This window comes from Pseudomonas sp. SWI44 (assembly GCF_002947915.1).
GTDB lineage: Bacteria > Pseudomonadota > Gammaproteobacteria > Pseudomonadales > Pseudomonadaceae > Aquipseudomonas > Aquipseudomonas taiwanensis.
Map to the genome: position 1 here is coordinate 1106420 of NZ_CP026674.1, position 20989 is coordinate 1127408.

Annotated in this window: 21 protein-coding genes; 7 read left to right on the forward strand and 14 right to left on the reverse strand. The window is 62.8% G+C overall.

Annotation, left to right across the window (positions count from 1 at the left end):
* Nucleotides 1–50: 50 nt before the first annotated feature.
* On the forward strand, nt 51–755 hold the full coding sequence (locus tag C4Q26_RS28685; RefSeq protein WP_371919598.1) for a methyl-accepting chemotaxis protein: 705 nt from the start codon (nt 51–53) through the stop codon (nt 753–755).
* A gap of 63 nt (nt 756–818) precedes the next feature.
* Here C4Q26_RS28685 and C4Q26_RS05415 read toward each other — a convergent pair whose 3' ends face one another.
* The 3 genes from C4Q26_RS05415 to C4Q26_RS05425 form a co-directional block, all read right to left on the reverse strand.
* Nucleotides 819–1652 (reverse strand): amidohydrolase, encoded by an 834-nt coding sequence (locus C4Q26_RS05415; RefSeq protein ID WP_023379197.1) that lies wholly within the window; start codon nt 1650–1652, stop codon nt 819–821.
* Nucleotides 1653–1680: 28 nt separating this feature from the next.
* Nucleotides 1681–2955: an MFS transporter gene (locus tag C4Q26_RS05420; RefSeq protein WP_023379196.1), complete on the reverse strand. Its 1275-nt coding sequence runs from the start codon at nt 2953–2955 to the stop codon at nt 1681–1683.
* Between the two features lie 128 nt (nt 2956–3083).
* On the reverse strand, nt 3084–3815 hold the full coding sequence (locus tag C4Q26_RS05425; protein ID WP_023379195.1) for a GntR family transcriptional regulator: 732 nt from the start codon (nt 3813–3815) through the stop codon (nt 3084–3086).
* Between the two features lie 222 nt (nt 3816–4037).
* Here C4Q26_RS05425 and C4Q26_RS05430 point away from each other — a divergent pair, with 222 nt between their 5' ends.
* Nucleotides 4038–5216, forward strand: a complete 1179-nt coding sequence (locus C4Q26_RS05430) for an MFS transporter (RefSeq protein ID WP_104882866.1) — start codon at nt 4038–4040, stop codon at nt 5214–5216.
* 148 nt (nt 5217–5364) lie between these two features.
* Entirely contained in the window at nt 5365–8841 is a 3477-nt protein-coding gene (locus C4Q26_RS05435) for a PAS domain-containing hybrid sensor histidine kinase/response regulator (protein WP_023379193.1), read from the forward strand.
* Here the strand turns inward: C4Q26_RS05435 and rmuC are convergent.
* On the reverse strand, nt 8813–10198 hold the full coding sequence (rmuC, locus tag C4Q26_RS05440) for a DNA recombination protein RmuC (protein WP_177429856.1): 1386 nt from the start codon (nt 10196–10198) through the stop codon (nt 8813–8815). The two genes, C4Q26_RS05435 and rmuC, sit on opposite strands and share 29 nt — an antisense overlap.
* 184 nt (nt 10199–10382) lie before the next feature.
* A complete protein-coding gene (locus C4Q26_RS05445) occupies nt 10383–10802 on the reverse strand; it encodes a tetratricopeptide repeat protein (RefSeq protein ID WP_023379191.1) in 420 nt (139 codons plus the stop codon).
* 949 nt (nt 10803–11751) lie between these two features.
* On the opposite strand from C4Q26_RS05445, the gene C4Q26_RS05450 reads away from it, so the two are divergent.
* The 3 genes from C4Q26_RS05450 to C4Q26_RS05460 all read left to right on the forward strand — a co-directional run bounded on the left by C4Q26_RS05450 (nt 11752) and on the right by C4Q26_RS05460 (nt 14134).
* Entirely contained in the window at nt 11752–11976 is a 225-nt protein-coding gene (locus tag C4Q26_RS05450; protein WP_023379190.1) for a hypothetical protein, read from the forward strand.
* A gap of 248 nt (nt 11977–12224) precedes the next feature.
* Entirely contained in the window at nt 12225–12707 is a 483-nt protein-coding gene (locus C4Q26_RS05455) for a hypothetical protein (protein WP_023379189.1), read from the forward strand.
* A gap of 146 nt (nt 12708–12853) precedes the next feature.
* A complete protein-coding gene (locus C4Q26_RS05460; RefSeq protein ID WP_023379188.1) occupies nt 12854–14134 on the forward strand; it encodes an OmpP1/FadL family transporter in 1281 nt (426 codons plus the stop codon).
* A 45-nt stretch (nt 14135–14179) separates the two neighbouring features.
* Here the strand turns inward: C4Q26_RS05460 and C4Q26_RS05465 are convergent, their stop codons facing one another.
* On the reverse strand, nt 14180–15109 hold the full coding sequence (locus C4Q26_RS05465; protein WP_104882867.1) for a LysR family transcriptional regulator: 930 nt from the start codon (nt 15107–15109) through the stop codon (nt 14180–14182).
* Between the two features lie 117 nt (nt 15110–15226).
* On the opposite strand from C4Q26_RS05465, the gene C4Q26_RS05470 reads away from it, so the two are divergent.
* Entirely contained in the window at nt 15227–15487 is a 261-nt protein-coding gene (locus tag C4Q26_RS05470) for a DUF2798 domain-containing protein (protein WP_027906895.1), read from the forward strand.
* Between the two features lie 152 nt (nt 15488–15639).
* Here the strand turns inward: C4Q26_RS05470 and C4Q26_RS05475 are convergent, their stop codons facing one another.
* From C4Q26_RS05475 to cobU, 8 genes are all read right to left on the reverse strand, one after another.
* Nucleotides 15640–16191, reverse strand: a complete 552-nt coding sequence (locus C4Q26_RS05475; protein ID WP_027906896.1) for a glutathione peroxidase — start codon at nt 16189–16191, stop codon at nt 15640–15642.
* Between the two features lie 46 nt (nt 16192–16237).
* Nucleotides 16238–16360, reverse strand: coding sequence for a hypothetical protein (locus tag C4Q26_RS28275; protein ID WP_023379182.1), 123 nt, complete (start codon nt 16358–16360; stop codon nt 16238–16240).
* Entirely contained in the window at nt 16357–17559 is a 1203-nt protein-coding gene (locus tag C4Q26_RS05480; protein WP_023379180.1) for an MFS transporter, read from the reverse strand. The genes C4Q26_RS28275 and C4Q26_RS05480 overlap by 4 nt, the downstream gene beginning before the upstream one ends.
* Before the next feature lie 63 nt (nt 17560–17622).
* Entirely contained in the window at nt 17623–18027 is a 405-nt protein-coding gene (locus C4Q26_RS05485) for a MarR family winged helix-turn-helix transcriptional regulator (protein WP_023379178.1), read from the reverse strand.
* 88 nt (nt 18028–18115) lie between these two features.
* Nucleotides 18116–18850 (reverse strand): adenosylcobinamide-GDP ribazoletransferase, encoded by a 735-nt coding sequence (locus C4Q26_RS05490; RefSeq protein WP_104882081.1) that lies wholly within the window; start codon nt 18848–18850, stop codon nt 18116–18118.
* Between the two features lies 1 nt (nt 18851).
* A complete protein-coding gene (locus C4Q26_RS05495) occupies nt 18852–19418 on the reverse strand; it encodes a histidine phosphatase family protein (protein WP_023379176.1) in 567 nt (188 codons plus the stop codon).
* Nucleotides 19415–20470, reverse strand: a complete 1056-nt coding sequence (cobT, locus tag C4Q26_RS05500) for a nicotinate-nucleotide--dimethylbenzimidazole phosphoribosyltransferase (protein ID WP_104882082.1) — start codon at nt 20468–20470, stop codon at nt 19415–19417. The genes C4Q26_RS05495 and cobT overlap by 4 nt, the downstream gene beginning before the upstream one ends.
* Nucleotides 20467–20988 (reverse strand): bifunctional adenosylcobinamide kinase/adenosylcobinamide-phosphate guanylyltransferase, encoded by a 522-nt coding sequence (cobU, locus tag C4Q26_RS05505; protein ID WP_104882868.1) that lies wholly within the window; start codon nt 20986–20988, stop codon nt 20467–20469. The genes cobT and cobU overlap by 4 nt, the downstream gene beginning before the upstream one ends.
* Between the last annotated feature and the right edge of the window lies 1 nt (nt 20989).

Sequence of the window (20989 nt, forward strand, 5' to 3'; positions counted from 1 at the left end):
CCACTCACCAGAAAGTGGAAACGGACCAGGTGGCCACCGCCATGCAGGAAATGGCAGCCACTGTTCATGAAGTGGCGCGCAATGCCGGTGAAGCCTCGCAAGCCGCCAGCGCCACCGACCAGGAAGCCCGTGAGGGCGACCACGTAGTGAGCCGCGCGGTTGTGCAGATAGATCGCCTGGCCAGCCAAGTGGCGGCCACCGGTGAAGCCATGGATGCGCTGCGCAGCGAAAGCCAGCGCATCGGCAAGGTGATGGACGTGATCAAGGCGGTGGCCGAGCAGACCAACCTGCTGGCGCTCAACGCCGCCATCGAGGCCGCCCGCGCTGGTGAAGCTGGCCGTGGCTTCGCGGTTGTGGCGGATGAAGTGCGCAGCCTGGCCCAGCGCACCCAGGCGTCCACCGAAGAGATCGAATCGGCGATCGGCAGCCTGGAGCAAGGCACTCGCTCGGTCAGTGAGCTGATGCAAGAGAGCCAGAGCTTGACCGCGAGCAGCGTTGCACTGGTGCGCGAAGCAGGTCTGGCGCTGGAAGGGATCACCCAGCGGGTTTCCGGAATCCAGTCGATGAACCAGCAGATTGCTGCGGCATCGGAGCAGCAGAGCGCAGTGGCTGAAGAAATCAGCCGTAGCGTGGTGACGGTAAGGGACATTTCAGAGCAAACGGCAGAAGCGAGTCAGCAGACATCGGCATCCAGTGTCGAGTTGGCGCGGTTGGGCGGGCAATTGCAGGAGATGATCAGCCGGTTCCGGCTGTGATGCGGGTGTAAGGCTTCTGGCCTCTTCGCGGGTGAACCCGCGAAGGCCAGTACAGCCCACCGGTCACGCAAACCCGAACAGCGATCGAGCGGTATCCACCAACAACGCCCGACGCAACTCGGTCGAACAACCCAGCGCCTCGAACTGCTCTATCACCGTGGTAAAGCTCACCGCCGACTCATGCTGGGTATGCGGCCAGTCACTGCCCCACATCAGACGCTCGGCGCCATAGTGCGCTTCAAGCGCAACCAGCGCCCGGCGGGCGAACGCCAGGTTCTGCTCGGGCGAACCTTCCAGTCGATAGACACCGGACACTTTCACCCAGACCTTGCCTTTGCCGCCCAGGGTCAGCATCTCGGCGAAACCTGGCTGGCCCAAACCGCCACGGGCATCGGGCCGACCAAAGTGATCGATGACGATATCCAGGCCATAGGGCTCCAAGGCGCGGACCAGCCTGGGCAGGTCCGCCACAGGCCGGTGTAGCTCCAGATGCCAGCCCTGCTCGCCAATGCGTTCCAGCATCGGGCGCCATTGCGCATCCGTCAGGTCTGGCAGAGCCTGGCCCATCAGGTTCAGGCGAACACCCCTCACGCCCTGGCGAGTCATGTCATCGAGCGTCTGGCGCTCGACGTCCCGGTCAAGCATCACCACGCCTCGCAATTGCCCCGGGACGGTCTGCAGGGCGCTCAGCAGGTAGCGGTTGTCGGTGCCCAGGAAGCTGGGCTGGACCAGCACACCATGGCTGAAACCATGGTGCTGAAGCTGGCTCAGGTAATCGCCCAGGGGGGCGTCATAACTGGGCGCATAACGCCGCTCGCTGGCCAGGTTCAGCCCACGGCTGAACACGTGGGCATGGCTGTCGATGGCGGTCAGGGTTGGAGCGGGAACGTCGGGCATGGCTCTCATCGAAACGGGTTGATCGAAATTACTTGGTCACAGCGCCAGACAGCGCCGGTGCCGGTTCGGCTTCGAGGGTGCGGCCACGGGTTTCCGGCAGGCACAGCGCGGCGATCACGGCAACGCCATAGGCGATGCCCGCATCGATACCGATGGCCGACCCCAAGGACATGGACTCGCTCATGTGGCCGACCAGGAACGGGAACACCGCCGACAGCACACGCCCGAAGTTGTAGCAGAAGCCCACCCCGGCACCGCGCACATCAGCTGGGTACAGCTCGTTGAAGAACGACCCCAGACTGGCCGGAATACCCGCTGCGAAGAAGCCCAGCGGGAAACCGAGGAACAGCATCTGGGTATTGGTCAGCGGGAAGAACACATAGGCCTGCACGGTCAGTACGCAGCACAGCGCGAACAGCAGGATGTTCTTGCGACGGCCAATACGGTCGATCAACTGGCCACTCACGACGCAGCCACACCAGAAGGCGAAGATGATCACGGCCAGGTAGCCGCCGGAGTTCAGCACCGAGAGGTTGCGCTCGGTCTTCAGGAAGGTCGGCAGCCATGTCATGACGGCGTGGTAACCACCATGGGCACCCAGGCCCAGCAGGCCACCCAACAGCGTCACGCGCAGCAGTTCCGGGCGGAAGATACCGGCCATGGACGTGAAGAAGCTGCCGGGGATGGCCTTCTCTTTCTGCAAGCGCTGGAAACTGTCCGGCTCTTGCACGTTGCGGCGCACCCAAATGATCAGCAGCGACGGCAGCAACCCGACGAAGAACATCACCCGCCAGGCGAATTCCTGCGGCACCAGCGAATAGATCAGCGCGAACAGCGCCACCGCCAGCCCCCAGCCCACGGCCCAGGCGCTTTGCACGGTGCCCATGACCTTGCCGCGGTATTTCGGGTTGATGGTCTCGGCCATCAGCACCGCGCCGGCAGCCCACTCACCGCCAATGCCAAAGCCTTGCATGGCCTTGACGAACAGCAGCGGGTAGAAGCCGGTAACGAAGGCCGAGAGGAAGGTGAAGAAGGAGAACCAGAGGATCATCCACTGCAGGGTACGCACGCGGCCATAGCGGTCCGACAGGGTACCGCCCAGCCAACCACCGATTGCCGAAGTGACCAGGGTCAGGCCGCTGATCAGGCCGGCATCGCCCTTGGTCAGGGAAAACGCGGCGATCAGGGCGGGAATCGCCAGGCCGAACATCTGCACTTCCAGCGCATCGAGCGACCAGCCACCGAAACAGGCCCAGAACGTCTTGCGTTCCCGTGAAGTGATCTGGCGATACCAGCTGAACATGATTGTTATCCTTCTAGTCGTGTGTGTGACGGTCGGGCGCGCCGAAGCGCTTGGCACGCGTCGACCGGGCAGGCGAAGCCACTGCGCCCTGACGCCAGGGCACAGACGGGTAACGGGATGAAACCGGCTTAGCGAATGTCGATGCGGTAGCGGAAGTGCTGCGCATGGCCGCGTGAACGGCGCCACTCCAGAGGTTTGCCGGCGTAATCACGGGCCAGGCGCTCGATCACCACTACCGGGCTGTCGACCGGCAGTTGCAGCACGCGCGCATGCACCGCATCGACCGCTTCGGCGGTCAGGGTCTCTTCAGCGGAGGCGACGACCTGGCCGCATAGCGCTTCATAGATGGGGTAAAGCAGCGGGCCCTTCTGGTTGAGGTCGACCTCCAGCAAGGGCTGGAAGGTCTGGCGCGGCAACCAGATTTCTTCGGCCAGCACCGGCTGGGCCCCCAGCAGACGGGTACGGATGATACGGATGACTTCGGCCTCGGTCGGCAGTCCAAGCGCTTGGGCCACAGCGGAAGGCGCCAGGACCGGCTCGATGGACAGAATTCGGCTTTCCGGCATCACCCGTTCGCCACTGACGGTTTCGAAGCGGAAGAATCGGAACAGCGAGGACTGGAACTGTGGGCGGCGGATGAAGGTACCCCGGCCCTGCTGGCGTTCCAGCACGCCTTCGGCCACCAGCGCATCGACGGCTTTGCGCACGGTGCCGACAGACATGTCGAACTCGGCCGACAACGCCGCTTCGGTGGGAATAGCCTCGCCTGGACGCCAGCGGTTGTTGGCGATCTGCTCCACGAGGTGGTCGCGCAGCAGTTGATAGCGGGGAAGTCGAGCATCACCGGACAGTGGGTGCATGGGTCGCTCTCGTCTTGTTATATAAACATATATATGAATTTTTCCGAGAGTATTCCCGGTGGGTGCTGGCATGTCAATCCTCCACCGGTCAGCTCTGGCCCGAGTCCGAAGCGTTGCTCAGCGAAGGTGAACTGGCGACGAAACAGCAGACACAGGCGACACAAGCGCCTGGGCTCCCTTATGCTCAGGCACCGGCAACTTCACCCTGACAAGGACGTGGCAATGCTCGCCGCCCTCAAGCGCTACCCCACTGCCGTACGCCTGCTACTCAGCACCACCTTCACCCTGACCGTGGCCCGCGCCCTCACCCTGCCCTACCTGGTGATCTACCTGGCGCACACCTTCCACCTGTCGATCAGCCATATCGGCCTGCTGATCGGTGGCGCGCTGATCGTCGCTTCGCTGCTGAGCCTCTACGGCGGGCACCTGGTCGATATCCTGCGCAACCATACGGTAGTCACCGCCAGCACCCTGGTATTCGCCCTCGCCTTCATCGGCGCCATCGCCAGCCGCTCGAGCGCACTGTTCTTCCTGTGCCTGGTGCTGATCAACCTAGCCTTGGCGGTGGTCGACATCGCCGCCAAGGCTGGCTTCTGTGCCCTGCTACCGGTGGACGAGCGGGCCGAGGTGTTCGCCATCAAGTACACCTTGAGCAATGTGGGCTACGCTGCAGGACCGCTGCTTGGCGTAGCCTTGCTGGAATTCGACGATCACCTGCCGTTCCTGGCCTCGGCGCTGATTGGCCTGGGCATGAGCCTGGCCTACTGGCAGCTGGGCGACCGTGGATTGCAGACCCGAGACCCAAGCCCGGAGCGCAGCGGGTTCGCCCAGGTAGCCATGGGCCTGGCACGCGACCGCCGCCTGGTGTACTTCACCTTGGGGGGCGTGCTCAGCGCCGTGGTGTTCGGCCAGTTCACCGCCTACCTGTCACAGTATCTGGTGGTGACCACGAGCGCTGAGCAGGCCGCACGCCTGGTTGGCTACCTGGTGACCACCAACGCCGTGACGGTGATCGCCCTGCAGTACCTGATCGGTCGGCGCATCAGCCGCCAGAACCTGATGTCGTGGCTGCTTGCCGGCATGGCGCTGTTCGTCGCTGGGCTGCTGGGGTTCGCGCTGGCCGGCTCGGTGCTGGCCTGGTGCCTGGCGATGCTGGTGTTCACTTTAGGCGAGATCATCGTGATACCGGCCGAGTACATGTTCATCGACCTGATCGCTCCCGAACATCTGCGCGGGGTCTATTACGGCGCGCAGAACCTGTCGAACCTGGGGGCGGCGCTGGGGCCTGTAATGGTGGGGTTTGCCCTGACGCATCTGTGGCCGGGGGCGATCTTCTACCTGCTGGTGTTGTCGGTGATACTGGCGGGGGTGTTCTACGGGTTGGGTACCCGCCGTCATTGATGTTGGCTGGACTGGCCCACTCGCGAGCGACCCCGCTCCTGCAGGGATATCATGCTGGGCTGCGACCATCGTCTGCACTGACGAAGCTGCACCTGCGTGCCAAACTGGTTGATCGGGACTGCGTTACCTTTTTCGCTCTGGAGTTTTCATGTCGTTGTCCAGCGGGCTGATCGCTGTGGTCGCCCTGGCCTACATGGCCATCATGTTCGCTATCGCCTTCTATGGCGACCGCCGCAGCACACCGTTGCCGCCGCGGCTGCGTGCGTGGGTGTACAGCTTGTCGCTGGCCGTCTACTGCACCAGTTGGACCTTCTTCGGCGCAGTCGGCCAGGCCGCCGAGCAGCTCTGGGCGTTCCTGCCGATCTACCTGGGGCCGGTGCTGCTGCTGATCTTCGCGCCCTGGGTGCTGCAGAAGATGGTGCTGATCAGCAAGCAGCAGAACATCACCTCGATCGCCGACTTCATCGCCGCACGCTACGGCAAGTCCCAGAGCCTGGCGGTCGTGGTGGCGCTGATCTGCCTGGTTGGCGTGCTGCCCTATATCGCGCTGCAGCTCAAAGGCATCGTGCTGGGCGTCAACCTGCTGATCGGCGCCAACGCCGACGCCACCGGCACCCGCGTCCAGGACACCGCGCTGGTGGTATCGCTGGTGCTGGCGCTGTTCGCCATCGTCTTCGGTACCCGCAGTCTGGATGTGACCGAGCACCACCGTGGCATGGTGCTGGCGATTGCCTTCGAGTCGCTGGTCAAGTTGCTGGCATTTCTCGCCGTCGGCGTGTTCGTGGTGTTCAACCTGTACGACGGTTTCGACGACCTGTTCAGCCAGGCGCGCGAGTCGGTACACCTGAGCGACTACTGGCAGGAGACCATCAACTGGCCGTCCATGGTGGTGCAGACCGCCGTGGCGATGATGGCGATCATCTGCCTGCCGCGACAGTTCCATGTGACCGTGGTGGAGAACATCGAGCCCCAGGACATGCGCCTGGCGCGCTGGGTGTTCCCAATGTACCTGGCGTTGGCGGCGCTGTTCGTGGTGCCGATTGCGCTGGCCGGGCAGATGCTGCTGCCGGGCACGGTGATTTCCGACTCCTTCGTCATCAGCCTGCCACTGGCCGAAGCCCACCCGAGCCTGGCCCTGCTGGCGTTCATCGGTGGCGCATCGGCCGCTACCGGCATGGTCATCGTCGAAGCCGTGGCACTGTCGACCATGGTCTCCAACGACATGCTGCTGCCCTGGCTGCTGCGCCGCACCAACGCCGAGCGGCCGTTCGAGGCGTTCCGCCATTGGATGCTGTCGGTACGCCGGGTGACCATCGTGGTCATCCTGCTGCTGGCCTATGTCAGCTACCGCTTGCTGGGCTCAACGGCGAGCCTGGCGACCATCGGCCAGATTGCCTTCGCCGCCGTCACCCAGTTGACCCCCGCCATGCTCGGCGCGCTGTACTGGAAGCAGGCCAACCGCCGTGGCGTGTTCGCCGGCCTGGCCGCAGGCATCTTCCTGTGGTTCTACACCCTGGTACTGCCCATTGCCGCTCACAGCGTCGGCTGGTCGCTGGAGCTGTTCCCAGGCCTGGCCTGGCTGCATGGCAACCCGCTGAACCTGCCGATCACCCCGCTGACCCAAGGCGTAGTGCTGTCACTGGCGGGCAACTTCACATTGTTCGTCTGGGTCTCGATGCTGTCGCGCACCCGGGTCTCGGAACACTGGCAGGCCGGCCGCTTCATTGGCCAGCAGACCAGCGCCCGCCCCAGCAGCAAGCCGCTGCTGGCGGTGCAGATCGACGACCTGCTCAACCTTGCCTCGCGCTTCGTTGGCGAGGAGCGCGCACGGCAGAGTTTCATCCGCTTCGCGTACCGCCAGGGCAAGGGCTTCAACCCCAACCAAAACGCCGACGGTGACTGGATCGAGCACACCGAACGCCTGTTGGCGGGTGTGCTGGGCACCTCCTCGACCCGGGCGGTGGTCAAGGCCGCCATCGAAGGCCGTGACATGCAACTCGAGGACGTCGTGCGCATCGCCGACGAAGCCAGCGAGGTGTTGCAATTCAACCGCGCTCTGCTGCAAGGGGCTATCGAAAACATCAACCAGGGCATCAGCGTGGTCGACCAGAACCTGCATCTGGTGGCCTGGAACCGCCGATACCTGGAACTGTTCAACTACCCCGACGGGCTGATCAGCGTGGGTCGGCCGATCGCCGACATCATCCGCTACAACGCCGAACGTGGCCTGTGCGGCCCGGGTGAGGCACAGGTGCATGTAGCCCGGCGTCTGCACTGGATGCGCCAGGGCCGAGCGCACTCCTCGGAGCGATTGTTCCCCAACGGCCGGGTGATCGAACTGATTGGCAACCCGATGCCCGGCGGCGGGTTCGTCATGAGCTTCACCGACATCACCCCGTTCCGCGAGGCCGAACAGGCGTTGCGCGATTCCAACGAAGGGCTGGAGCAACGGGTCGCCGAGCGCACCCAGGAACTCTCCAAACTGAACCAGGCACTGAGCGAAGCCAAGAGCCAGGCCGAAGCGGTAAGCCAGTCGAAAACACGCTTCCTGGCCGCGGTCAGCCATGACCTGATGCAACCGCTCAACGCCGCGCGACTGTTCTCCGCCGCCCTGTCGCAGCAGGCCGAGGGCATGAACGAAGAAGCACAGCAACTGGTGCAGCACATGGACAGCTCGCTGCGCTCGGCCGAAGAGCTGATCAGCGACCTGCTGGACATCTCGCGCCTGGAAAACGGCAAGATCACCCCGGACCCCAAGCCGTTCTACCTGAGCGAGTTGTTCGACACACTGGGCGCCGAGTTCAAGGTACTGGCCGCGGAAAAAGGGTTGGAATTCCGCCTGCGCGGCAGCCGCCTGCGGGTCGACAGCGACATGCGGCTGCTGCGCCGGGTGCTGCAGAACTTCCTGACCAACGCCCTGCGCTATGGCAAGAGCCCGATCCTGCTGGGTGTCAGGCGTCAGGGCGAGCGCCTGTGGCTGGAGGTCTGGGACCGCGGCCCGGGTATCGCCGACGACAAGTTGCAGGTGATCTTCCAAGAGTTCAAACGTCTGGACAGCCATCAGACCCGTGCCGAAAAGGGTCTGGGACTGGGGCTTGCGATCGCCGATGGCTTGTGTCGCGTCCTCGGGCACACGCTGCAAGTGCGCTCGTGGCCTGGCAAGGGCACGGTGTTTCGTGTCAGCGTACCGATCGCCCGTCAGGCCGTGGCGGCCCCCGTGGCCCCTGCGGAACAGGCCAGCCAGCCGCTGGCCGGGTTGCAGGTGCTGTGCGTCGACAACGAAGACAGCATCCTGATCGGCATGAACAGCCTGCTCAGCCGCTGGGGCTGCCAGGTGTGGACGGCACGCAACCGCGCCGAATGCGAAGCGCTGCTGGCAAAGGGCATGCGCCCGCACCTGGCGCTGGTGGACTACCACCTGGACGATGGCGAAACCGGTACCGAACTGATGGGCTGGCTACGCGCCCACTTGGGCGAGCCAGTGCCGGGGGTCGTGATCAGCGCCGACGGGCGCAACGAAACCATCGCCCAAGTGCATGCCGCCGGCCTCGACTACCTGGCCAAGCCGGTCAAGCCGGCAGCACTACGAGCCCTGCTCAACCGCCATCTGAGCCAGGTTCAGTAAGCACCTCGTCCGCCAGGGCTTCGTCGGACAGCGCTCGCTCAAGGAGATCGGCGGGCAGGCTCTTGCTGGCCCGGGCGCCGAGCAGCTTGAGCTGTTCGCTACGGCTGACCAGGTTGCCGCGTCCTTCGCAGAGTTTGTTGCGCGCCGACGCGTAGGCTTTGTCGACCTGCTGCAGGCGGTTGCCCAATTCGTCCAGATCCTGGATGAACAACACGAACTTGTCGTACAGCCAGCCGGCGCGCTCGGCGATTTCACGAGCGTTCTGGCCTTGGCGTTCCTGCTTCCACAGGCTGTCGATCACCCGTAGCGTGGCGAGCAAGGTAGTCGGGCTGACGATCACGATCTGCCGGTCGAAGGCTTCCTGGAACAGGTTCGGCTCAGCCTGCAAGGCCGCCGAGAATGCTGCTTCGATCGGCACGAACAGCAGCACGAAGTCCAGGCTATGCAAGCCTTCGAGGCGGTTGTAATCCTTGCTCGACAGGCCTTTTACATGGCTACGCAGCGACTGTACGTGCTGCTTGAGCGCGGCCTGGGCACGTTCGCTGTCGGTATCGCTGACGAATTGCTGGTAAGCCGTGAGGCTGACCTTTGCGTCGACCACTACCTGCTTATCGCCGGGCAGCATGATCAACACATCGGGCTGGAAACGCTCGCCATCGGCACTGCGCAGACTGACCTGGGTCTGGTACTCGCGTCCCTTCTCCAGGCCGGCGTGCTCCAGTACCCGCTCCAGGATCAGCTCGCCCCAGTTACCCTGGGTCTTCTGGCCTTTGAGTGCCTGGGTCAGGTTGGTGGCTTCGTCGGACAGGCGCAGGTTGAGCTGTTGCAAGCGCTCCAGTTCCTTGCCCAGGGAGAAACGCTCGCGGGCTTCCTGCTGGTAGCTTTCCTCGACACGTTTCTCGAAGGCCTGGATGCGTTCTTTCAGTGGGTCGAGCAACTGCCCCAGATGCTGCTGGCTGGTCTGGGCGAAGCGCTGCTCACGCTCGTCGAAGATCTTGGTGGCAAGGTCGGCGAACTGAGCCCGCAGGGTATCGCGAGCTTCCTGCAGGTCATCAAGACGCTGCTGATGGCTTTCCTGTTGCTCACGCAGCTCGGCCTCCAGCCGTGCCGTCTGCGATTCCAGACGGCGCAGCTCGGCTTCGCGATTGGCACGCTCAAGGCTCCAGGCATGGGCCGCATCGCGGGCATTGTCGCGCTCGATCTGCAGCAATTCCAGCTCACGGCCCTGGGCGGCCAACTGGGTTTGCTTGAGGGTGTTGGCTTCGCTGAGATCGCTGATTTCGTCACGGCTGCCATCGAGCTGGGCCTGCAAACCTTCCTGGGCTAGCCGCGCACTGGCAAGGCGTTCCTCCAGCAAGGCCTGCTCGCCCTGGCGGGCCCCCTGACGCCGCTGCAGTTGCATCACCCACCCCAGGCACGGCACCGCCCCCAACACCAACCCCAGCAGAATGCTGGTCAGATCCACTGCCATGGTTTCCCCGATCCGTCTTGTGCACTTACTGCGCAGCTTATCAGCCTGCTGAACATGGCGTCTGCCAGGCTCAATCCGGGAACCACTGCCGAAGCAGGCGACGGGCCTCTTGCGAGCCCTGCCCTGCTGCGAGCTCCAACCAGTACCGGGCCTGATCCGGCTCGTTCGCCTGGCACAAGCGGGCGTACTCCAGTTGGGCACGGCGGTCGCCCGCCCGGGCCGCCTGGCGCAGCAACTCATGGCCGATGCGCCGATCGCGGGCATTGCCGCAGTCGCGGCAGAGCATCTGCCCCAGACGGCTCTGCGCCACGACCACGCCCTGGCGCGCCGGTTGCTTGAGCAGGCGTCCGGCCAGGTGCTTGACCTGTGGCTTGTGCCCCAGGCGTGGGCTGTCCAGCAGCCAGAGGGCCACTTTCAGGGAAAAGCGTTTTGGGGAAGGCACTGACGTGGCGTCAGCGGTGCTGGCGAGGTGTTTACCGCGAAACTTCATGACCCATGGAGAAGGCAGCTCGAAAAGCGCGCCACTCTACTCTTTTTTTTGCCCCATGACCTGTCGATTCATGGTGTATTGAAAAAAAATTTCGGTGTTCTTTTCTTGACGTTTCGAAGAAGTGACCCGTGGGTCGTTCACTGCCCGACAATTGTCGGACAGTTCCACAAACTGCTGGCACGCCCGTCCTAGAGCAAGCGCTCGGGACAATCCACAATTCCTGTGGATAACTCGGTGGACAACCCTATTACAGACCCCGCAAACCCCTATGAAATGGGGCTTTCGAACAAACTGACGATTTTTTCACCAGCAAAAATTAGTGTTTTTTTTCATTGACTTAAGGGGTCAGTCAAGGCATTGGCGAAGCCTTCCCGGGGTGTTAGTACGCTGTTACAAGGCCTGCCTCAATTGTGAACAAGTGCACCGTAAACCAGCAGTGACCTGCACGAAATTAGGACATCCGGGGAGATTGCTGGCACTTTCCCCCCCTTCACAGCCTGGAAAAGAAACGCCATACTGTGCGGCTCGCCTGATGAAAAGCAGCAACGCTTGCCAAGCGTGCTCGTTTACGTTAAGGTGCGCCTCGTTAGTACCAAGCTGAAAGTCAATTCTGGCCAAAATGTCCTTGCAGCCTTTCCTCTCCCGAGTGATCGCTGCTGAAACCAGGACCGGCCCCCTCGATGATTCACTCGCCAGCCAAGGCTGCCCAAGCACGAATCACGCGACAGATTGATCAGGATTCCACTCCGATGGCCTCGAACCTTGGCCCCGGTGTGCTGCCTGCCTTCTGAAGTACCTACCAGTCAGCCCAAGCGCAAACCTTTGATCGCGCCCCTCTGGCTGCCCTGTTCCAGTCAGGTTCATTCGTCCGTTAATAAAGGCGTCACTGGAACGTTTCTATCATGCACGGATCCTAACTTCCGTGTTTAAAGCAGGAACATCCAACAATATGCATACTCATCCTCAAATTCAGGCTGCCATTGGCACCCTTTCCCAGGCCTTCTCGCCGTTGAAGTGCCTTATCGTTGCCCCCCGCAAGGGCAGCTTCAGCTTCACCCTGGTGGACGAACATGGCGTCGCCTGCCACACCGAGCGCCTGTACCCCGAGCAGTACAGCGCGTCGGAACCGCTGCAAGCGGTAATCGCCCGGACCCGTCAATCGCTCACCGCGTGAGCGGCGAATACTGCGGTATTCACCCCATCGATGATTGCGACATTTGCCTGCCTGATCGTTCTTGCTGTAATTGCCACAGGGCATATGGCAAAGGACCTCAGGCAGCAAACGATTTAAAAACAGCCTTTTACGCCACGATTATCACACTACACTTCAACTCGAGCGGTACTTGCCGCTTCCGGCGGGCCTGATCATCCACCAGCTGCCAAGCTCCAGCGCCCGTCGGCCCTTAATTGCTCGAGGGCATCATGGGTATCGCGGCGAATGAATTGTGTCAGTATGTGATCCGACCAACCTTGGTCTACCTCAACCGTCATTGCGCCAGTGCCGAGGCTTTGCTGCTGGGCATAGCCGCCAGCCAGTCGGCGCTCGGTTCGGCGCTGCATGACCGACGCGGTCATGGTCTGTACCGAATCGGCGAAAGCCGCCACCAAGCCCTTTGGGACCAGTTCCTGGCGCGTGATCCTGAACTGGCCAGCCTGGTACGGGGTCTGGCCAGCCAGCATGCCTTCCTGGGTGGTCCGCACCTGGAACTCACGGTCAACCTGCGTTACTCCACTGCCATCGCCTGGATGCTGATCGAAGAGCAGGCAACGCCGTTGCCAGCCGCTGACGATCTGCTCGGGTTGGCGCGCATCTGGCGGCAGATATTCCACCCCCAAGGTCGCCTGCGCGACTTCACTCACGCTTGGCACACCTGCATAGATCAGAGATTGCCTCAAGCCTCCTGAGAAAGGCCTTACAGATTTACCGGAAAAAACGGAATTTTGGTCGGATTGTCCTACAAAACCGCTCTATCTCCCGTGATTGAGGCTATAGCGCGGCGCGTGAATTGTTGGTAGCTTTCCGCCCCGGAGATACCAAGGAGTTTCTAATAATGAAAAAAGCAATGCTCAAAACCTCCCTCGGCGTAGCCGTTGCTCTCGCTTCCAGCCAACTGTTCGCCAGCGGCTTTGCCCTCAACGAACAAAGCGTCAGTGGCATGGGTACAGGTTTCGCTGGCCGCTCTTCTTCTGCCGAAGATGCCAGCACCGTGTTCGGCAACCCTGCCGGCATGTCACGCCTGAAACGCGAGCAGATCACCGTGGGCGGTGCCGCCGTCATCGCAAAAACCGACATCTCAGGGCCAGGTAGCAGCTACGGGGGGGAAACCGATGGCGACATGGTGCCTGTGGTTGGCGTACCGATGGGGTATTACGTAAAGCCAATCGATGACCACTGGAGCGTCGGCTTCGGTGTCTATGTACCGTTTGGCCTGGTCACCGACTACGGTAGCGACGATGCTGCGCGCTACTGGGGCAAGAAAAGCCACGTCGAGGTGATCACCTTCCAGCCAACCGTCAGCTATGCGTTCAATGACAAGGTGTCGGTTGGTTTCGGCCCGACCATCAACCGCATCAAGGGTGAACTGGGCTCGAACCTGAGCAGCAAAGCCTTCCTGGGCCCAGCCGGCACCGATGGCGAGGTCAAGATCAAGGGCGACGACACTGCCGTCGGCTACAACATCGGCGTGCTTGTGCAGGCTACCGACCGCACCCGCCTGGGTCTGACCTATCACTCGATGGTCGACTACAAGCTCGAAGGCGATACCCGTGTTTCCTATCCAATTCCAGCGCTCGGCCTCAGCGGCAAGTTCGACGCCAGCCTGAAAATCAAGACGCCAGAATCCGTGGACTTCTCGATCACCCATGAACTGGATGACCACTGGACGCTGTACGCGGGTAGCACTTGGACGCGCTGGAGCCGACTGGAAAACATCACGGTCAAGAACGACGCACCTGCTGGGTACCCGCTCCAGACCATCACCGAAGAGCAGAATTGGCATGACACCTGGGCTCATGCCATTGGCGCTGCTTACAAGGTGAACAAGGAATGGACCCTGCGCGCAGGCTTCTCCGTCGACCAGTCCCCTACCAACAATCATGACCGCTCCCCGCGCATCCCGACTGGCGACCGCAAAGTCTTCAGCCTTGGTGCCGGCTGGAGTCCGACCGACGACATGACCATCGACGTGGCCTACTCCTACCTGTGGGAAGAGGACACCAAGGTGAACAACCAACCAAGCTCGCTGACGGAAGGTGCCTTGAAGGGCAGCTACCAGGCTAAGTACGAGAACAGCGCTCACGGTATCGGTGCCTCCCTCACCTACCGCTTCTGAGTCGCATCGGCTGCATGAATCGGGGCTGCTATGCAGCCCCGATCTTCAAGCACTCACCTGCCAGTCAGCCCCCAGGCACTCCTGCAGGTAATCCATGAACGCACGCACCTTGGGCGTCATGGCAAAGCGGTCAGCCAGGCAGACATAGACATCCATCGGCTCTGTCTGGGCATACGCCCGGCCCGCTTCCCCCTGCTCGAACAGCGGAACCAACGCCCCAGCGTCCAAGTGTGGCCGCACGATGAACTCGGCGAGCCGGGTGATCCCACCATCGTTCAGGGCCATTTGGGTCAGGGCATCGATATCGTCGCTGATCAACACGGTGCCGAATTCGGCCTCGAAACGAAGCCCGTCACGGATGAACCCCCAACGCAAGAAGCGCCCATCGACCGGGTAGCGAAATACCAGGCACCGATGTTCCCGCAACGACTCTGGCGTTGAAGGTAACCCCGCGCGCTGCAGATACCCAGGCGAGGCACAACAGATGAACGGGACCCGGGCGATATGCCGTGCCAGCAAATGGTCTTCCAGTTGCGGGGCGATACGCACGCTCACGTCCACACCCTCTTGCGCATGGTTCACGCGCCGATCAGTCGTTACCAACTCTATCGAAAGCCGCGGATAGCGCGCACTGAAGGCAGGAATCAGGGGCGCCAGTACATGACGACCGAAGGCCGAAGTCGAGGCGATGCACAAGCGCCCCTGCGGCTCGCTGTCCGGCGTCGTCACCGCCAACTCACCCAGCGCCAGATCGCGTGCGACATGCCTGACCCGCTCGAAATACAAACTGCCCGCGGGGGTCAGTGCCATGCTGCGCGTGGTACGACTCAACAATCGCACCTGCAGGTGCTGCTCCAACCGCGCCAGGTTCTGGCTGACCGCCGCCGGGCTGATGCCCAGGTTACGCGCGCCGGCGGCGATGCTGCCCGCCTCGACCACCTTGATGAAGCTACGGATGGCGTTGAGCAAATCCATGTGTGGACTCTGCTGATTCGTAAGAATCTCTTTATAAAGAACTCAGCAAGGCCAGTCTACAGCCTGCCCTTGGGCAGTTGTTAACCTGTCCCTCCACTCTCATCGAAAGGAGTTCGCATGAACGACCTGATCCAACCGCGCAGCCGAAGGAAGCTGCACCCACGCGCAACCCCCTATGCCTTTGCGTTCTACATGTCGTCGATCATGGCGTTGCTGATGTGCTTCGTGATCACCGCCGCCACGACTGGCTTTAACCCGCAGTACCTGGACAATGTACTGAAGGCCTACCAGCTGGCCATGCCGGTGGCCTTCGTCTGCGTGTTGATGGTCCGGCCGGTGGTGATGCGACTGGTGGCTCTCACCGTGCACGCGCACTAGGCTCTATACGAAAAGCCTTGATACTCGGTGATGCTGCGTTGAAAACAGCCTCGGAATGCTCATTTACAACCCGTAAACACCGCTTTCTCGGCTGTTTTCGCCTTGCCTGACCTTCGTCTCAAGACGTTTCATACAGACCCTAGCGCCCGAGATCAGGGCTGCGATGCGATGGCCTTTTCGATCGCGGCCCTGAAGGCTGGGTCGTCAGGCTTGGTCAAGCTGGAGAAATTGCCGATCACCTTACCCTTGCGGTCGATCACGTACTTGTAGAAATTCCATTTCGGCGCGCTGCTTTGGCTGGCCAGTTCGGCGAACAGCGGGATCGCGTCCTCGCCACGCACCGGCTGGGCCTTGGTCATGGTGAACGTCACGCCGTAGTTGGCGTAGCACACCTTGGCAGTCTCTTCGCTGTCACCGGCTTCCTGTTTGAAGTCGTTGGACGGCACGCCGAGCATTTCCAGGCCCTGCTCGTGGTACTCCTTGTAGGCGGCTTCGAGCCCTTCGAATTGCGGGGCGAAACCACAGTAGCTGGCGGTGTTCACCACCACCAGGGGTTTGCCGGCGAAGCGCTGGCACAGGTCGACCTGCTCTTTACCGCGCAGCTCGGGCAAAGTGCCCTGCAACAGCGCCGGGCAGTCAGCGGCCCAAGTGGGAGTGGCGGCCAGCAGGGCCAACAATGGCAGAGTCAACCAAGGTACGCGCATGATGTCGTTCTCCGGCAAGACAGTCCTTGAACTTGCAGGGTAGCGCTTAACACAGGCTCATGCCCAACTGCATCAATGCCAGCCCCCCCTGCTGCCAACCCCACCAGACCAAGGCCAGCACCAGCAGCGCAGCCGCCGCCAGCAGCACGCGGCGCAGGGTGCCGTTCATATCGCTTGCGCCTGCAACCGGGCCACCGGTCGCTCACGCACTGGCCAGTTGAGTGCGGCAGCCAGCAGGCTGAGCAAGATGGAAATCTGCCAGACCAGATCGTAACTACCCGTACGGTCGTACACTACGCCGCCCAGCCAACCGCCCAGGAAGGCACCCAACTGGTGGAACAGGAACACGATGCCACCGAGCATGGACAGATTCCGTACCCCGAACACTGTGGCAACGGTGCCGTTGGTCAGCGGCACCGTCGACAGCCACAGCAAGCCCATGGCGATGCCGAACAGATAGGCGCTGAACTGGGTCACTGGGGCCCACAGGAACAGCACGATCACCACTGCACGCAGCAAGTACAGTCCGGTGAGCAAACGCGGCTTGGACATGCGTCCGCCCAGCCACCCAGCGGTATAGGTACCGACGATATTGAACAGCCCGACCAGGGCCAGCACCGTGGTACCGGTGGTAGCCGCCAAGTGCTGGTCGACCAGATACGCTGGCAGGTGGACACCGATGAACACCACCTGGAAGCCACACACGAAAAAGCCCAGCGCCAACAACCAGAAGCCGGAATGCGAGCAGGCTTCATGCAGGGCCTGGCCCAAGGTCTGCTCGGCACCATGGCTGGGCAACGGTTTGTCCTTCAGCAAGCCAACGAACGGCACGATCAGTGCGACCAGCAACCCTAGTACCAGCAGGGCCGCAGACCAGCCCAGCCACTCGATCAGGCCTAGGGTGCCAGGCAGCATGGCGAACTGACCGAACGAGCCGGCCGCGCTGGCGATACCCATGGCCATGCTGCGCTTTTCCGCCGGCACGGCACGCCCCACCACCCCCAGGATGACCGAGAACGACGTGCCGGAGAGGCCGATGCCGATCAGCAGGCCTGCACTCAGCGACAACGACCAGGGCGAGTCGGCCATGCCCATCAGGATCAGCCCTGCGGTATAGAGCAAGCCCCCGATCAACACCACCCGTGCCGCGCCCAAGCGATCGGCCAAAGCGCCGGCAAACGGCTGTGCCAAGCCCCAGATCAGGTTCTGCAGGGCAATGGCGAAAGCGAATACTTCACGCCCCCAGCCGAATTCGGCACTCATCGGCGCCAGGAACAGGCCAAAACCATGCCGCACGCCCAAGGACAGCGCGAGGATCAACGCCGCGCCCCCCAATACCCACCCGCTGGTTCGCCACAACGAAGTCATTTTGTTCTTCTCCAGCCCATCGCAAGGTTTTACGGGTATATACCCGCTTGAAATCGTAGTTGATCAGGCAAGCCGCTCCAGCAGACGTACCAACTCATCCCGCGCGCCCTCACCCAGTTGCTCCACCAACTGTCGCTGCGCCTGCTGCCAGGCCGGATAGGCCAGCTGCAACCGCGCCGTACCCTCGTCGGTCAACAGCACCACACGGTTACGCTGGTCGTCGCCGTCAGCCAAGGCCACCAACCCTTCGGCCTCGAGCACCCGCAGGTTGCGACCCAAGGTACTGCGTTCAAGGCCCATGGCCTCGGCCAACGTGGTGATACTCGGACGATCCAGCCGCTGAAGGTGGCGCAGTAGGGAAAACTGGGCGACATTGATGCCGAAGCCGGCAAGGGCCTCGTCATAGTGTCGGCTCACCCCGCGAGCGGCTCGGCGCAGGTGCGTGCAGATGCATTCACTGGTCAACATGGTTACGTGTATATACCCGCTTATAGCGTGTTGCAAGAAATTTCAGCACCCGACCGCTGCGGGTGACGGCATGCTGGCGATGACGCATTCACCTCGTCAGCGCGAGGGCCAGCAACACCACCAACTCAAGCAATTCCAGCATCGCCCCGGCAGTATCCCCGGTGGTCCCACCCAATCGATGACACATCAGCTGGCGCAACCACCAGAAGCCTACCAACGCGCCCACCAAGGGCCAGATCGCCGACCTGCCGACCAGAGCCAGGCCCAGCACCAAGCTACCCGACAATACCCAGGCCCCGGCGCGACGCGGCAGATGCTCGGCCAATGCCTGGCCAAGCCCTCCCGGCCGAACGTAAGGGGTGGACAGAAACAACCCGAGCATGGCGCTACGGCCCACCAAAGGCGCCAACACCAGCACCGCGCCGGCGCCTCGCTCGACCAGCACCCAAAGCGCACAGAACTTCAACAACAGCACCAGCACCAGGGTGACGACGGCAATCGGTCCGCTGCGCGGATCCTTCATGATGTGCAGGGTGCGCTCACGGTCACCGAAGCCACCCAGCCAGGCATCGGCGCTGTCGGCCAGGCCATCCAGGTGCAAGGCACCGCTGAGCAGCACCCAAAGCGTCAGCAACAATGCGGCATGCAGGTGCGCAGGCGTGCCACTCAACAGATGGCTGGCCAACCACAACAGCAGGCCAAACAACACCCCTACCACCGGATACCACAGCAGCGAACGACCAACGTCTCGCGGTGCCGGCATACCCGGCAACCGTACAGGCAAGCTGCTCAGAAACTGCAAGGCGATCCAGAATGGCACCATCTCAATCAGCCTCGCTCAACACACCATCCTCATTCAACACCAACCGCACCATGGCGCCGTGCCCAACTTCGACCTGCAATAACTGCTCACGGGGCAATCCACGGGCTCGCGCCAGCAACAGGCGCATCACGCCGCCGTGGGTCACCAGCAGCACGCGTTTGCCAGCATGCTGCCGCGTCAGCCGCTCCATGGCCGTGACCACCCGCTCGGCGAATGCGCCGACCGGCTCCCCGCCAGGCGGTGTGTAGGCATAGGGATCAGACCAGAAACGCCCAAGCTCATCGGCTTGGGTCTGCATGATTTGCGCCGCGGTGCGTCCCTCCCAGTCGCCGAAGTGCAGCTCTCGCAAATCGGCTTCACGCTGTACCGACAAGCCCAGCCGCTCGCCCAATGCGTCGGCGAAGCGGGCGCAACGTTGCAAGGGCGAGCTGACCAGCACCTGCCACGGCCCACCTGCCTCTACGGCCGCGCTCATCTGCACCCAGCCTTTTTCGGTCAGGGCATCGTCCAGGCTGCCGCGCAGGCCACCCTGTTCGGTCTCACCATGACGCAGCAGGTCGAGGATCATGCCGGACGGTCCGCCACCGCAGCTTCGGCGAAGGTGGCCATCTGCCCATGCAGTGCGCAGGCCAGGCGCAGCAGCGGAACGGCCAAAGCAGCACCACTGCCCTCACCCAGACGCAGGCCCAGGGCGAGCAATGGCTCGGCCTCCAGCGCTTCGATCAGCGCTCGGTGACCAGGCTCGGCGCCCTGATGGGCGAACAACAGCCATGGCCGGCAGTGCGGGTTCAAGCGCACGGCGACCAGTGCAGCGACGCTGCAGATGAAGCCGTCGACCAGTACCGCGATACCGTGTTGAGCACAGGCCAGGTACGCCCCGGTCAGGGCGGCAATTTCGAATCCCCCCACACAACCCAACGCTTGCAACGGGTCGTCGGCACGCAGGCCATGCAGCGCCAGCGCGCGCTCTATCACCTCGGCCTTGTGCGTCACCCCGGCACTGTCCAGGCCAGTGCCCGGGCCGCTGAGCTCGCGGGCCGGACAGTCCAGCAGATGGCTGGCCAGGGCAGCCGCAGCCGTGGTGTTGCCAATGCCCATCTCGCCACCGATGAACAGCTGGGCGCCCTGGTCGGCTGCCCGCTTGGCGCTGTCTCGTCCGGCTTGCAGCGCAGCCAGCAACTGCTCTTCGCTCATCGAGGGCTGGCGGGCGAAGTTCGCGGTGCCCGCGCCCAGGCGCAGGTGGCGCACACCCGGTAGTTCCAGCCGGGTGTCGACAGTGCCGAGGTCGATTACCTCCAAGCTGGCCTGCAGTTGGCGCGCCAGCACGCTGATCGCCGCGCCGCCACCGACGAAATTGCGCAGCATCTGCCCGGTCACGGCTTGCGGATAGGCCGAGATGCCTTCCTCGACCACACCGTGGTCGCCGGCAAAGATCGTGATCGCAACCCGCTCCAGAGTCGGGCGCTCCTGGCCCTGCAGGCCGGCCAGTTGGATGGCCAAGCTTTCCAGCTGCCCGAGCGAGCCGGTAGGCTTGGTCAGCTGCTGCTGGCGTGCGCGGGCCTGGTCCATGGCAGCGTTATCAAGAGGTTGGCAGGCTTCACGCCACCATTGCTGGTTCATAGTGCGGGTCCTTTAAGCATGAGGGGCAGGCCTGCCACGGTCAGCACCACGCGCTGACAACGCTGGGCGACGGCCTGGTGCAGCCAGCCGGCCAGGTCGACGTAACGCCGGGTCAATTCACCCATGGGCACCACGCCCAGGCCGGTTTCGTTACTGACCAGAATGACCATGCCTGGTAACTGTTCAAGGCATTCGAGCAGGGCATCGCGCTCCTCGGCCAGGCGTTGGTCGTTTTCAAGCATCAGCAAGTTGGTGAGCCACAAGGTCAGGCAATCGACCAACAGGCAATGCCCTTCCCTGGCGTGGGCGCGTAGCACACTGGCCAGCGCCACAGGTTCTTCAATTAGCCCCCACTCGGCGGGCCGACGTTGGCGGTGCAGACGCACCCGTTCGCTCATCTCGCCATCCAGCGGCTGGCTGGTGGCAATGTAGGTCACTGGCAAGCCACTGTTGGTGGCCAGCTGTTCGGCCAGGCGACTCTTGCCGGAGCGGGCGCCACCGAGGATCAGGTTGAGCATG